Genomic DNA, 13,725 nt, shown 5'->3' with positions numbered 1-13,725 from the left:
ACCGACCAGCGAAAAGGCCAGGAGCATTGGCACAGTACGCCCGCCGCGGCATCCACGGACAGACAGTCGAAGCGATCGCCCGGCGCATCCTCACCGGTGAGATCCCCGCCGGCGCGACCCTGAACATCGTCGCGTTGCAGGAGGAGTTCGACGTCAGCCTCACGGCGCTCCGCGAGGCGCTCAAGGTCCTCTCCGCCAAGGGCATCGTGGACGCCCGACAGAAGCGCGGCACCTTCGTCCGGCCCCGGTCCGACTGGAATCTGCTCGACGGTGACGTGATCCGCTGGCAGTTCGCCGAGGGCACCGACCAGCGGCTACTCGACCAGCTGCACGAGGTCCGCGCCATCATCGAGCCGGCCGCCGCCCGCCTGGCCGCCACCCGTGCGACCGAGGACGACCTGGCCGCCCTCGACCGGGCGCTGGCCGAGATGGCCGAGGCCAACGGCGATCCCACCGCCGCCATCGCTGCCGACCTCGCCTTCCACCGCGCGCTGCTCACCGCCACCCACAACGAGCTGCTGGAGCGGATGGAGGTGGTGATGGAGACCGGGCTCGCCGAACGGGACCGCCTGGTGCACGGCGGTGCTCCACACGACGACCCGGTGCCCAGCCACCGGGCCGTCGTCGACGCACTGCGCAGCCGGGACGAGACAGCGGCCGAGACCGCCATGCGTGAGTTGCTGGACAAGGCCGTCCGCGACGTCGAGAAGGCACGGGGACAGAGGGGCAGTCAGTGAGGATCGAGCGGATCGAGACCTTCCTCGTCGCGCCACGGTGGTTGTTCTGCCGGGTGGAGACCGACGTGGGCCTGGTCGGGTGGGGTGAACCGGTGGTGGAGGGCCGCGCCGAAGTGGTGCGCAGCGCCGTCGAGGTGCTCTCCGAGTACCTGATCGGCGCGGACCCGCTGCGCATCGAGCAGCACTGGCAGATCCTCACCAAGGGCGGCTTCTATCGGGGCGGCCCGATCCTCTCCAGCGCGGTCGCCGGCCTGGACCAGGCGCTCTGGGACATCGCCGGGCAGGCGTACGGGGCACCGGTGCACGCCCTGCTCGGCGGCGCCGTCCGCGACCGGGTACGGGTCTACTCCTGGATCGGCGGGGACGAGCCCGACGAGATCGCCGACGCCGCCGCCGCACAGCTCGCCGCCGGTCTCACCGGGATCAAGATGAACGCGTCCGGGCGGCTGTCGGCCATCCCCACCTCCGCCGAGGTGGACGCCGTCGTGGGCCGGGTCGCCGCCGCCCGGGAGGTGCTCGGCCCCGACCGGGACATCGCGCTGGACTTCCACGGTCGGGCCGGGCTGGCGGCGGTACGCCGGATCCTGCCCGAGCTGACCGACCTCCGTCCGTTCTTCGTGGAGGAGCCGGTCCTGCCCGACCAGGCCCACCACCTGCGCGACATCGTCGCCGGCACGCCCATCCCGGTGGCCACCGGCGAACGGCTCTACGGCCGCACCGAGTTCCTCGCCCCGTTGCAGGCCGGGGTCACCGTGGTCCAGCCGGACCTGTCGCACGCCGGCGGGATCTCCGAGGTACGTCGGATCGCCGCGCTGGCCGAGACGTACGGCGCGCTGCTCGCCCCGCACTGCCCGCTCGGCCCGATCTCCCTGGCCGCCAGCCTCCAGGTGGCCTTCGCGACGCCGAACTTCCTGATCCAGGAGCAGAGCATCGGCATCCACTACAACGTCGGCTCCGAGCTGCTGGACTACGTCGTCGACCCGGAGCCGTTCCGCTTCGTCGACGGGCACATCGCCCGCTTCGACCGACCCGGGCTGGGCATCACAGTGGACGAGACGGCGGTACGCAAGGCCGCGCAGAGCCCGCACACCTGGCGTAACCCGGTCTGGCAGCACGCCGACGGGTCGTTCGCGGAATGGTGACCGCCGCGACTCCGGTGCCGCTGCGTGCCACGTACGACGCCGCCCACGGAGGCCGGTGGACCAGCCTGCACGGCGGCGGCCGGGAGTGGCTGTGGCGCGGCCGGGAACCCGGCCGCCACGCGGTACGCCCCGACGACGCGTTCGTGGACGCCGGCGGGCTGGAGGAGTGCCTGCCCACAGTGCGGGGTCGACCCGACCACGGCGAGGTGTGGTCCCGCCCCTGGCGCAGCGCCGGGCCCGACGCGGTGGTCATCGAGCGCCCGGCGTTCGTGCTGACCCGCCGGATCACCGATGACAGCGGGGTGGTGGTGGCCGACTACCGGCTGGCCGCCGACCCGGGGTACCGGTTCGTCTGGGCCGCGCACGCCCTGCTCGACCTCTCCCCCGCCGCCCGCCTCGACGCGCCCACCGGCACCCCGACCCGGCTGCATCCGGAGGCCGCCGCGCTGCTGCCGCCGGGCACCTGGCCCACCGACGCGCCGTGGCTCACCAGGGCGTGGCCGACCCCTGCCGGACTGACGCTCGACACGTTCGGCGCGGACGACGGGACCGCACTCGGCGCGGTGCTGCTCGACTGCCCCCGGGTCCAGGTGGTCGACGGTGTCGACCGACTGACAGTGGAGCTGGAGTGCGCCGACCAGCCCCGGAGCACCGCGCTCTGGCGCAACCTCGGTGGCTGGCCGGACCACGGCCCGTACCGCAGCATCGGTGTGGAGCCGATGCTCGGCGCCGCCTTCGACCTGGTCGACGCGGGCCCGGCCGACGCCGCTGTCGTTCCCCCCGCCGGTGAGGTCACCTGGCGACTCACCATCTCCGCCCACCGCACCCACTGAGGACACCCGCGATGAACCTGCTCGACGAGCTGCGTACCCACCGGTTGCTGGCCATCGTCCGCAGCCCGGACCCGGCGGCGGCGCTCACCGCCGTGCTCACCCTGGCCGAGAGCGGCGTCGCACTGGTCGAGGTCTCGCTCACCAGCGCCGACGCGCTCGACGTCATCCGGCGCGCCCGGGCCGCCCTCGGGTCCGACTACGCCCTGGGCGCGGGCACCGTGCTCAGCGCCGAGGACGCCCGCGCGGCGGCCGACGCGGGCGCTGGTTTCCTGGTCACCCCGGCGCTCGCGCCGAGTCTCGCCGAAGGCGGCCGACTCGGGCTGCCGGTCCTCGCCGGTGCACTCACCCCCACCGAAGTGGTGCAGGCCGACAGCGGCGGGGCCACCGCGATCAAACTCTTCCCGGCGTCCCTCGGTGGGCCCGACTACCTCGGCGCGCTGCGCGACCCGTTCCCCGGCACCGCGTTCGTACCGGTCGGTGGGGTCGACGCGGACGGCGCACGACGCTACCTGGACCGGGGCGCGCTCGCGGTCGGGGTCGGCTCCCCCCTGCTCGGCGACGCCGTCCGCGGTGGCGACCCGGCGGCGTTGCGCGAGCGCGCCGCCGCCTTCCTCGCGGCGGTGCGGTGATGACCGACGTGCTCACGCTCGGCGAGACGATGGCGGCGTTCCGCACCACCGGCCCGCTTCGGCTCGGCGGCACCGCCGGGATCTCCGTCGCCGGCTCCGAGTCGAACGTGGCGATCGGCCTCGCCCGGCTCGGCCACCGGGCTGCCTGGGTCGGTGTCACCGGCGCCGACGAGCCCGGTGAGCTGGTCCGTCGTACGCTGCGCGCCGAGGGCGTCGACCTGAGCTGGTCCCGGATCGATCCGACCGCTCCGACCGGCCTGATCCTCTTCGAGAACCGGGTCGCCGACATCAACCGGGTCACCTACCACCGCGCCGGATCCGCCGGGTCCCGGCTGCGCCCGGCCGACGTGACAGGTGCCTTCGACGCGGCCGGGTCACCGCCCCGGCTGCTGCACGTCACCGGCATCACCTGCGCGCTCGGCGTCGACCCGTACCAGGCGGTCGTGGAGGCCGTGCGACGCGCCCGCGCGGCCGGCAGCACCGTCTGCCTGGACGTCAACCACCGGCAGCGACTCTGGTCGGTCGCCGAGGCCGCCACCGCGCTGCGGCCGCTGCTGCCCTCGATCGACCTGGTGGTCGCCTCCGACGACGAACTGGCCGTGCTGACCGACGCCACCGACCCGGCCACGGCCTTGCTCTCCGCCGGGGTGACCGAGGTCGTCGTCAAGCACGGGGCCGGAGGAGCGACCAGCCACAGCGCGACCGGCACCGTGCACCGTCCGGCTCGGACGGTGCCGGTGGTGGACACCGTCGGGGCGGGCGACGCCTTCGTGGCCGGGCTGCTCTCCGGGTGGCTCGACGGTGACGACGCCCCGACCCGACTGGACCGGGCCGTCACCACCGGGGCGTTCGCGGTCGCCAGCCGGGGCGACTGGGAGGGCCTGCCCGACCGGGCGGAACTGACGCTGCTGAACCACGAGCCGGGCGGTACGGTCCGCTGACCGGGTGGCGGGCGGTCCGGCCCGCCCGCCGCCGCCCCGCAGATCCCCTTGGAGGAGCGAGATGGAGCTGACCGAGCCGACCGTCTGGAGCACCGACCGGTTGGAGCTGGGCGAAGGGCTGCGCTGGGTCGACGACCGCCTGGTCCTCGTCGATCTGCTGGCCGGACGACTGCTGGAGACCGACGGCGACGCCCCCTCCCCGCTCCGGGCGGTGCGCCGACTCGACGTTCCGCTCGGCGCGGTCGCTCCGGTGGCCGGCCGTCCCGGTGACTGGCTGGCCGCCGCCGGAACCGGCCTCACCCTGCTGCCCGCCACCGGCGACCCCCGACCGGTCGCCGACCTGGTCGGTGACGCACCCGAACCCACCCGGATGAACGACGCGGTCGCCGACCCGCACGGCCACTTCTGGGCCGGCAGCATGACGTACGCGGCGCTGCCCGGCCAGGGCACGCTGTTCCGGCTCACCCCGGGCGCGGCGCCGGTGGCCGCGGTGACCGGACTGACCATCCCGAACGGGCCGGCGTTCGACGCCACCGGCACCACCATGTACCTGGCCGACACGCCGCGCGGCGAGATCGACCGGTTCACCGTCGACCCGGCGACCGGGGAGCTGAGCGGGCGGGAGCCGTTCCTGCGGCTGTCCCAGGCCGACGGCGGCCCGGACGGCATGACCGTCGACGCCGCCGGTCACCTCTGGATCGCGCTGTGGGGCGGCTCGGCGGTGCGCCGATACCGACCGGACGGCACCCTGGAGCAGGAGATCCGGCTACCGGCGAAGCAGCCGGCCGGGATCTGCCTGGGCGGCCCCGACCTGCGCAGACTCTTCATCGGGACCGCCCGCGTCGGGTTGACCACGCCCGGCGCGGAGGACGGAGCACTGCTCGCCGTGGACGTGCCGGTCCCCGGCCTACCCGCCGCCCAGGCCGCCGCACCCGTGGCCTGACGGCCCGCCTCCCGGCTCCCGCCGCCCCTTCCCGGCTTCCCCGCCCGCGACGCATACCGGACGTCCGGGCGGGAATAGCAGCGGTGAAGAGGAACAACCGGCGGACCGGTAGGGGGCGGACGATGAGCACCATGGGGTGGGCGTCATGAGCGGGCCGGTCGGCGACGAGCCGGTCGGCGAGTTGGAGCTGGTGCACACCTTCACCGGCCCGATGCCGACCGGGGTGAGCGTCTCGCACTCCGGTCGGATCTTCGTCAACTTCCCCAAGTGGGGCGACGAGGTGCCGGCCACCGTCGTCGAACTGCGCGACGGTCAGGAGGTGCCCTACCCCGACCAGGCGTGGAACGACCCGTCCGGCGACGACGACGCGGGCGCGTTCGTGTCGGTGCAGAGCATCGTGATCGACCCGGCCGACCGGCTCTGGGTGCTGGACACCGGCAGCCCGATGTTCCAGCCCACCAAGCCGGGTGGCCCGAAGCTGGTCCGGGTCGACCTGGACACCGACACGGTCGCGCAGGTGATCACCTTCCCGGCGGACGTGGCGCTGCCGACGACGTACCTCAACGACGTCCGCTTCGACCTGCGCCGCGGGGAGTCCGGCGTCGCGTACATCACCGACTCGGCCGACTCCGGGCCGAACGGGATCATCGTGGTGGACCTGGCCAGCGGGGCGTCCTGGCGGCGGCTGCACGACCACCCGTCCACCAAGGCGGAGCCGTTGACGACGTTCCGGCCGATGGTGGAGGGTCGACCGTTCCTCGAACGACCCGCGGACGGGCCGCCGAAGCCGGTCGGGATGGGTTCCGACGGCATCGCGATCTCCGCCGACGGCAGCCGGCTCCACTACTGCCCGCTGGCGTCCCGACGCTGGTACAGCGTCTCCACCGACGCGTTGGCCGACCCGGGCGTCACCCAGGAGGCGGCCGCCGCCACGGTCGTCGACGAGGGCGACAAGGGCACCGCGTCGGACGGGTTGGAGAGCGACGACGCGGGTCGGTTCTACCTCACCTCGTACGAGCACAACGCGGTGCTGCGCCGACTGCCGGACGGCGAGTACGAGACGCTGGTCCACGATCCGCGACTGCTCTGGCCGGACACCATGTCGGTGGCCACCGACGGGCACCTCTACGTCACCGCCAACCAACTGCACCGGCAGCCGCAGTACCAGCGTGGTCAGGACCTGCGGCGCAAGCCGTACGCGCTGTTCCGCACCCGCATCGACGCCGGCCCGGTGCTGCTACGCCGCTGAGCACCCACCGACGGCCCGCCCCACCACACGGCACCGCGCCCGCCATGATCATTATCAAGTGATGAAAAGTAGGTCTCCGGATCGTTCCCGACCTACCTTTCATCACTTGATCACTGCGCCGCAGGGCGCCGCCGGCCGTCAGGCGACGCGCCGCAGTCGTCAGGCGGCGGGCAGGGTGCGGTCCAAGAGGTCGAAGAGGGCGACCCAGTGCCGCTCGGTGGCCTTCTCGTCGTACATCGGGGTGTCGGCCATGGTGAACCCGTGGTGGGCGCCCTCGTAGACCTCGGAGCGGTAGCGCACCCCGGCGGCGTCGAGCGCCTTCTCCAGCGTGGCGATCTGCTCGGGTGTCATCGACTGGTCGGCGTCGGCGTGCCCGAAGTACACCTCACCGGTGATCGTGCCGACGCCCAGGTGCGGGCTGTCCGGCGCGTCGGTGACGATCCGCCCGCCGTGGAAGCTGGCGACGGCCGCGATGCGGTCCGGGTGTGCCTCGATGGCCCGCAACGCGTTCGTGCCGCCCATGCAGTATCCGGTGATCGCCACCGGCCCGGCCGGACGTCGTCGCGGGCCGCCAGGAAGTCCAGGTAGGCGGCGGTGTCCCGGCTGACCACCTCGGGGGTCAGCGCGCCGATCAGCGGCATGATCTGCGCGAACAGGGCACCACGCTGGTCGGCCTCACCCAGGCGGGACAGGTCGAACAGCGGCGCCCGGCCGCCCCGGTAGAAGAGGTGCGGCGTCAGCACCAGGTAACCCTGGGCGGCGATCCGCTCGGCCATCTCCACCAGGCGCGGGCGCGGCCCGAAGGCGTCCATGAAGAGCAGCACCGCCGGGAACGGCCCGTCGCCGTCCGGTCGGCTCACTGACGCGTCCGCGACCCCGTCGTCGGTCGGGATGTCCACCGTCGTCGTCTGCACCGCGCCTCCTCGTACACCGATCTTGGTCCGTCCCGACGCTACTCGCCGTGTCGGCGTGCCCGACCGGCAGCCGCGTGAACGCGGCGTCAAGAAATGGCGGTGGCCCGTCGAAACGGCGTATCGGCGGGTGCTCCGCCTTCGTTCGGTGGTGACGATGGGTCCATGAGTCCTTGGCGGATGACGCGCTGGGAACGCGGGGACACGCCACCCGACGCCGACAGCGACCTCGGTGACCCCGCTACCAGCGACGACGGGCCGCAGCGGCGACATGAGGCGCTGGTCAGCGTGCGGCTCGGCCCGTCCGCGCCCGGCAGTCACCTGGTGGAGTACCTGCGGCACGAACCGTGCGCTGTCGATGCGTGGTGGATAGCCGCCGACGTCGACGCCGTGATCCGCCTCTCCGCCGACAGCGTCACAGTGCTGCACCGCGCCGTGGCCGACCTGCGCCTGCGCGCCCGGGTGGAGGTGGCGGAGGCCAACTACATCCTCCGCGCGCTCGACCTGGGCGCGCCGGCGGTCCCGCGCCCCGCGACGATCCGCCGCTTCGCCAGCGACCTCGAACGATTCAGCCGATGACCGCCGCCGTGGCGGCCCAACCCGATGACGCCACCTCGGCGGCACGTGTGGAAAGGACAGAACCGACAATGGACGAGGGCCCGATAATCTACGCCGTTCCGGTGCGTGACCTGCCGGGACGGATGGTGCGGACGGTTCGGACCGGTCGTTCGCCGCAGGGGCAACGGGTGGGGATCGCCTTCACCCGGCCCGAGCTGCTGGTCACCGCGATGGGCACGGACCAGCCGTGGGAGGAGTTGTGCGAGTCGGCGCTGCGCGGCATGTTGTGCCCGCTGGGCATCGACGTGATCCAGGTCGACCCGTTGCTGGTGGCACCACCGCTGGACCCGAGGACGGCCGCCCGGCCGGACACCGCCGCCCGGCCCGAGACCGCCGTCCGACCGGCCGGTCAGGCGCGGACGAAGCGCACCGCGTCGGCGATCACGTGGCCGTCGGTGTCCTCGGTACGGATCAGCACGCTCCCCTCGGTGCCCGCCGTGAACGGGTAGGTGCCCAACGCCACCCACTGGCCGCCGGACTGCCGCTGGTCGACGGTCCGGGTGGTCAGCCCGCCGGAGTACGCGATGTCCACCGGCACGTTGCTCGCCCGGTTGGGGTCGGCGGTCCAGCGCAGCTGCACGGTCCACGACCCGGAGGCGGGCAGTGCCGGGCGGAACCGCAGCCGGTTGACGCCCTTGGCGGTGTTGCCGTCGTGCTCGTAGTCCGGGCCGTAGTAGCCGCCGATGCTGGTGCTGCGCAGCCACGTACCGGCCCGGGTGATGCCGCTGGCCGCAGCGTTGTCCAGGATCACCTCGCTCGTCGAGCCCCATTCCAGCACCGCGCCGTCCTGGCGCAGCCGGGCCTGGAGGGTGGGCACGGACACGGCCTGCACGGCGACGTTCCCGGCGAGCGCCAGCGACGCGGCAGTGGCGGCGGCCTGCCCGAGGATCATGAACACGGGTTCCATCCGGATCGACCCGTACGCGATGTGGCTCGCCGACAGGCAGACCGGCACCAGCAGGTTGGCGCACTGCGCCTGGTGCGGCACGATCGCCCGGTAGCTCACCGGGTACGGCGCTGGCACGCTGATCTGCACGTCCCCCTCGTTGCGGACCTTTCCGTCGACCACCACCCGCTGACAGTTGTGCGAGTCCATCGTGTAGCTGGCCAGGCCCACCGAGTCCGCCGCGCGTACCCGGCCCCGGCAGTCGGCCTCGGTCATCACGTACGCGGAGACCATCCGGCGGGCCTCGCGGATGTAGAGCAGCGGCGGCCAGCCACCGGTGCCGGTGAACTCGTCGACCGGCAACCCCCACCGGGCGGTCGACTCACGCACCGACGCGGGCAGCCGTGAATCGTTGGCCAGGAACCACATCAGCCCCTGCTGGTAGCTGCGGTGCTCGGCGATGATGCTCTCCCGTGCGGCCCAACTCGCCGTCGGGTACGCGTGGTTGAAGCCGATGTGGTCGGTGGAGACCGCGCCGTTGTTGTTGGAGTCGGTCTTCCCACCGCCGATCGAGTGGGTGGTGAAGTACGGCCCGGTGTAGCCCGCCTGGATGTGGCGCAGCAGCAGCTCGTACCGGATCGGGTCGTAGTCGGACGGCCTGCCGAACGGGATCCGGTTGGCCGCCTGGGTGAGGCACATCCGGAAGCAGTACGCCTGGATCCGGTCGTCGCCGCTGCCCTGCGGGGCGAGCGGGGTGGCCGAGATCCCCGGCAGCAGACCGCTCGCGGGCGAGCCGGCCGTCACGTACGGGTCGACGGGGTAGACGAACTGGTGGGTGTTACGGGACTGCACCCCGTTGATCGTCTCGCCGTAGGTGTCGTTGGACTCCCGCCCGACGGTGAACCCGACCCCGGCCATGGCCAGCAGGTCACCCTCGTAGGTGGCGTCGACGAACACGCCACCGCGGTAGACCGACCCGTCATCGGTGCGCAGCTCGGTGATCCGGTTGCCGGAGCGGCCGAGGCTGGCCAGCCGGGCGTCGACGACCACCGGAACACCGGCCTCGGCCAGCATCTCCGCGAAGACGGCGGTGGCGACGCGCGGTTCGAAGGTCATCCGCAGCGGGGACGTCGGTGTGAGAGTTCCGCCGTGGTACTTCACGTACACCCTGCGGTAGAACTCGGCGGCCAGGCCGCCGATGGACGCCTGGACCCCGGTGTCGGTGGCCCCGAGCCCGGCGGTGCTCAGCCCGCCGACGTGGCTGGTGGGCTCGACCACCACTGCGGTGTGGCCGAGCCGGCGCATGGTGATCGCGGCGGCGAGTCCGCCGGAGGTGGCGCCGTAGACGACCAGGTCGGCGGTGGTGACGGCGGCTCGGGCGGGACCGGCCCGGAACGGGTCGGAGAGACCGGCCAGGACGAGGCCGGCACCGCCGGCGGTCAGCAGTCGACGGCGGGACAGGGGCACTGACACGACGAACTCCCAGGGGGTAACCGGAGGGGACGGTTACAAGAGCACGCCGCTGCCGCTGCGAACGAAATTCTTCAATCTCTGCCGGCGGGTGTCAACGGGTCAGGGGCGGTAGCGGTAGCCCATTCCCGGTTCGGTGATGAGGTGCCGGGGGCGGGCCGGGTCGTCCTCCAGCTTGCGCCGGAGCTGGGCCAGGTACTGCCGCAGGTAGTTGGTCTCGTTCTGGTATTCCGGCCCCCACACGTCCTGGAGGAGTTGACGCTGGCTGACCAGCTTGCCGGGGTGACGCAGCAGCTTCTCCAGCACGCTCCACTGGGTGGGCGTCAGCTTCACCTCGGTGCCGTCGTCGCGCCGCACACTGTGGTCGGCCAGGTCGACGGTGTGCCGGCCGATCCGCAGCGCCGGCACCGACTCGCTGGGCGGGCCGAGCCGCCGGGTGACGGCGCGGATGCGGGCCAGCAGCTCCTCCACGCCGAACGGCTTCGTGACGTAGTCGTCGGCGCCTGCGTCGAGCGCCGCGACCTTGTCCTCGCTGCCGGCCCGACCGGAGAGCACGATGATCGGCACGGCGGTCCATCCGCGCAGGCCGCGGATCACCTCCACGCCGTCGATGTCGGGCAGCCCGAGGTCGAGCACCACCAGGTCGGGTGGGTGGCTGGCGGCGGCCTTCAATGCGGCGGACCCGGTCGCGGCGACGTCCACGTCATACCGGCGGGCGCGCAGGTTGATCCGCAGGGCGCGCAGGATCTGCGGTTCGTCGTCGACGACCAGGATGCGGGTCATTCCTGCGGCCCCTCCGAGCTGGTCTGCGCGGCGGCCGGCAGCCGCAGCACCATGGTGAGCCCACCGCCCGGTGTGGTCTCCGGGGTGATGCTGCCACCCATCGCCTCGGCCAACCCCCTCGACAGGGCGAGGCCGAGACCGACACCGGTCTGGTTGTCCCGGTCACCGAGGCGTTGGAACGGCAGGAAGACGTGCTCCCACTGGTCCTCCGGGATGCCCGGCCCCCGGTCGATCACCCGCAGCTCCACCTGGCCGGCGTGTGCGCTGGCGGTGATCGTCGGTGGCTGGTCCGGCGGACTGTAGCGCAGCGCGTTGGCGACGATGTTCACCAGCACCCGTTCCAGCAGGCCCGGATCGGCGGTGGCGGCCGGCAGGTCGGCCGGGATGTCGGTGCCGACCGTCGCGGCCGCCGGGCCGAGTTCGTCAAGCGCCAGGGGTACGGCGTCCTCCAGGCCGATCGCGGTCGGCGAGATGCCCAGGACACCGGCCTGGAGCCGGCTCATGTCGAGCAGGTTGCCGACCAGCCGGGCGAGCCGGTCCAGCGACTCCTCGGCGGTCTCCAGCAGCTCCTCGCGGTCGGACTCGTCGAACTCGATGTCGTGGCTGCGCAGACTGGTCACCGCCGCCTTCGCCGACGCCAGCGGCGTACGCAGGTCGTGGCTGACCGCCGCGAGCAGCGCCGTGCGCATCCGGTCCGCCTCGGCGAGGGGCCGCGCGGTGGCGGCCTCCTCGGCGAGCCGTTCCTGACGCAGCGCGACGGCGGCCTGGGCGGCGAACGCCTCGACGATCCGCCGGTCCGCAGCCTCCAGCCGTCGACCGCAGAGCACGACGGTGATCCGGTCGTCGACCGGTACCGTCGTCTCGCCGCCCTCGGGCGTGCAGGGCGGCTGATCGCCGACGCTGGCCACGACGCCCCAGGCGTGCTCCTCGCGGGCCCGGTCGGGGCGACCGCTGGCGTCCTCGGCCAACTCCAGCACGCTCACCGCGCGCAGCCCGAACGTCTCCCGGAGCTGGTCCAGCAGGGCGGTCAGGGTGCGTTCGCCGCGTAGTACGCCACCGGCGACGGCCGCGAGGGTCTGGGCGTCGGCGGCGGCCCGCGCGGCCTCCCGGGTACGCCGGGCCGCGACGTCGACGATCCAGCTGACCGCCAGCGCCACACCCACGAAGACGGCCAGGGCGAGCAGATTGTCGGCCTCGGCGATGGTCAGCGTGCGGTAGGGCGGGGTGAAGAACCAGTTGAGCAGCAGCGAGCCGCCGAGCGCGGCGACCAGGGCCGGCCACACCCCGCCGACCAGGGCGACCCCGACGACCCCGGCGAGGAACAGGAGGATGTCGTTGGTCAGGGTCAGGTCGGGAAGGGTCTTCAGCAGCACCGTGAGCAGCGGCATGCCCAGTACGGCCAGGCCGAAGCCGAGCAGCCGGCGCCGGCGCGACAGCGCTGCGGGCACGGCCCCCGCCCGGCGGCCCTTGCCGGCCTCCTTGTGCGTGACCAGGTGCACGTCGATCGCCCCGGACAGCGCGGTGGTGGTCACCCCGACTCCCCGGGCGAAGATCTGCGCGAGTCGGCCCCGGCGGCTGGCACCGAGCACCAACTGGGTGGCGTTGACGCCTCGGGCGAAGTCCAGCAGCGCGGCCGGCACGTCGGTGCCGAGCACCTGGTGGTACGTGCCGCCCAGGCTCTCCACCAACACCCGTTGCCGGGCCAGTTGGGCCGGATCGGCCCCGGCCAGGCCGTCGCTGCGGGCCACGTGCACGGCGAGCAGGTCGGCACCCTTGCTGCGGGCCGCGACCCGGGCCGCCCGGCGGATCAGCGTCTCGCCCTCGGGGCCGCCGGTCAGCGCGACGACGACCCGTTCCCGGGCCTCCCAGGTGGCGGCGATGCCCTGCTGGTTACGGTAGCGGTCGAGCTGCTCGTCGACCTTGTCGGCCAGCCAGAGCAGCGCCAGTTCGCGCAGCGCGGTGAGGTTGCCGACCCGGAAGTAGTTGCCCAACGCGGCGTCGATCTTGTCGGGTCGGTAGATGTTGCCGTGCGCCATCCGCCGACGCAGCGCCTCCGGGGTCATGTCGACCAGCTCGACCTGCTCGGCGGCGCGGACGATCTCGTCCGGCACGGTTTCCCGCTGGGTGGTGCCGGTGATCTGCGCGACGACGTCGTTGACCGACTCCAGGTGCTGCACGTTGACAGTGGACAGCACGTCGATCCCCGCGTCGAGCAGCTCCTGGACATCCTGCCAGCGCTTGTCGTGCCGGGAACCGGGCACGTTGGTGTGCGCCAGCTCGTCCACCACCGCGATCTCCGGCCGGCGGGCCAGCACCGCGTCCAGGTCCATCTCGGTGAACTCGACGCCCCGGTACTCCATCGCACGGCGCGGCACCTGCTCCAGCTCGCCGAGCATCGCTGCGGTGTGCTGGCGGCCGTGGGTCTCCACGAAGCCGATCACCACGTCGGTGCCGCGCGCGGCTCGCCGTTGGGCCTCCTCCAACATGGCGTACGTCTTGCCGACGCCGGGGGCGGCTCCGAGGTAGATGCGCAGTTCTCCGCGTGGCACGGGACCATCCTCCCTGCTCAGAGTGGCGGGTGGG

Annotated in this window: 13 protein-coding genes and 1 pseudogene; 9 read left to right on the top strand and 5 right to left on the bottom strand. The window is 73.0% G+C overall.

Annotation, left to right across the window (positions count from 1 at the left end; genetic code table 11):
• Nucleotides 1-26: 26 nt before the first annotated feature.
• The 7 genes from O7616_RS07890 (at nucleotide 27) to O7616_RS07860 (ending at nucleotide 6,474) form a co-directional block, all read left to right on the top strand.
• Nucleotides 27-737, top strand: coding sequence for a FadR/GntR family transcriptional regulator (locus O7616_RS07890; RefSeq protein ID WP_282306224.1), 711 nt, complete (start codon nucleotides 27-29; stop codon nucleotides 735-737).
• Entirely contained in the window at nucleotides 734-1,879 is a 1,146-nt protein-coding gene (dgoD, locus tag O7616_RS07885; protein ID WP_282306223.1) for a galactonate dehydratase, read from the top strand. The genes O7616_RS07890 and dgoD overlap by 4 nt, the downstream gene beginning before the upstream one ends.
• On the top strand, nucleotides 1,873-2,712 hold the full coding sequence (locus O7616_RS07880) for a hypothetical protein (protein ID WP_282306222.1): 840 nt from the start codon (nucleotides 1,873-1,875) through the stop codon (nucleotides 2,710-2,712). The genes dgoD and O7616_RS07880 overlap by 7 nt, the downstream gene beginning before the upstream one ends.
• A gap of 11 nt (nucleotides 2,713-2,723) precedes the next feature.
• Entirely contained in the window at nucleotides 2,724-3,341 is a 618-nt protein-coding gene (locus O7616_RS07875) for a bifunctional 4-hydroxy-2-oxoglutarate aldolase/2-dehydro-3-deoxy-phosphogluconate aldolase (RefSeq protein ID WP_282306221.1), read from the top strand.
• A complete protein-coding gene (locus tag O7616_RS07870) occupies nucleotides 3,341-4,282 on the top strand; it encodes a sugar kinase (protein WP_282306220.1) in 942 nt (313 codons plus the stop codon). Before O7616_RS07875 ends, O7616_RS07870 begins: the two co-directional genes overlap by 1 nt.
• Nucleotides 4,283-4,343: 61 nt before the next feature.
• On the top strand, nucleotides 4,344-5,225 hold the full coding sequence (locus O7616_RS07865) for an SMP-30/gluconolactonase/LRE family protein (protein ID WP_282306219.1): 882 nt from the start codon (nucleotides 4,344-4,346) through the stop codon (nucleotides 5,223-5,225).
• A gap of 145 nt (nucleotides 5,226-5,370) precedes the next feature.
• Nucleotides 5,371-6,474 carry an L-dopachrome tautomerase-related protein gene (locus O7616_RS07860; protein WP_282306218.1) on the top strand — a complete coding sequence of 368 codons (1,104 nt, stop codon included), beginning with the start codon at nucleotides 5,371-5,373 and terminating at the stop codon, nucleotides 6,472-6,474.
• Nucleotides 6,475-6,633: 159 nt separating this feature from the next.
• Here the strand turns inward: O7616_RS07860 and O7616_RS07855 are convergent, their stop codons facing one another.
• Both O7616_RS07855 and O7616_RS07850 read right to left on the bottom strand, forming a co-directional pair.
• Nucleotides 6,634-6,996 (bottom strand): dienelactone hydrolase family protein, encoded by a 363-nt coding sequence (locus tag O7616_RS07855; RefSeq protein ID WP_282306217.1) that lies wholly within the window; start codon nucleotides 6,994-6,996, stop codon nucleotides 6,634-6,636.
• A gap of 92 nt (nucleotides 6,997-7,088) precedes the next feature.
• Nucleotides 7,089-7,286: pseudogene (locus tag O7616_RS07850) on the bottom strand (dienelactone hydrolase family protein); the annotation flags it as partial.
• A 264-nt stretch (nucleotides 7,287-7,550) separates the two neighbouring features.
• Between O7616_RS07850 and O7616_RS07845 the strand changes: the two are divergent.
• Entirely contained in the window at nucleotides 7,551-7,964 is a 414-nt protein-coding gene (locus O7616_RS07845) for a hypothetical protein (protein WP_282306216.1), read from the top strand.
• Between the two features lie 101 nt (nucleotides 7,965-8,065).
• Nucleotides 8,066-8,452, top strand: coding sequence for an SAV_915 family protein (locus tag O7616_RS07840; protein ID WP_282306215.1), 387 nt, complete (start codon nucleotides 8,066-8,068; stop codon nucleotides 8,450-8,452).
• Here O7616_RS07840 and O7616_RS07835 read toward each other — a convergent pair.
• From O7616_RS07835 to O7616_RS07825, 3 genes are all read right to left on the bottom strand, one after another.
• Entirely contained in the window at nucleotides 8,353-10,362 is a 2,010-nt protein-coding gene (locus O7616_RS07835) for an FAD-dependent oxidoreductase (protein WP_282306214.1), read from the bottom strand. The two genes, O7616_RS07840 and O7616_RS07835, sit on opposite strands and share 100 nt — an antisense overlap.
• A gap of 99 nt (nucleotides 10,363-10,461) precedes the next feature.
• Nucleotides 10,462-11,142, bottom strand: coding sequence for a response regulator (locus tag O7616_RS07830; protein ID WP_282306213.1), 681 nt, complete (start codon nucleotides 11,140-11,142; stop codon nucleotides 10,462-10,464).
• On the bottom strand, nucleotides 11,139-13,691 hold the full coding sequence (locus tag O7616_RS07825) for a DUF4118 domain-containing protein (protein ID WP_282306212.1): 2,553 nt from the start codon (nucleotides 13,689-13,691) through the stop codon (nucleotides 11,139-11,141). Before O7616_RS07825 ends, O7616_RS07830 begins: the two co-directional genes overlap by 4 nt.
• Nucleotides 13,692-13,725: the final 34 nt, after the last annotated feature.

This window comes from Micromonospora sp. WMMD964, from assembly GCF_029581455.1.
Taxonomy (GTDB): Bacteria; Actinomycetota; Actinomycetes; order Mycobacteriales; family Micromonosporaceae; genus Micromonospora.
Note: the sequence above shows the minus strand (reverse complement) of the source record. Positions and strands in the feature narration are given on the sequence as shown.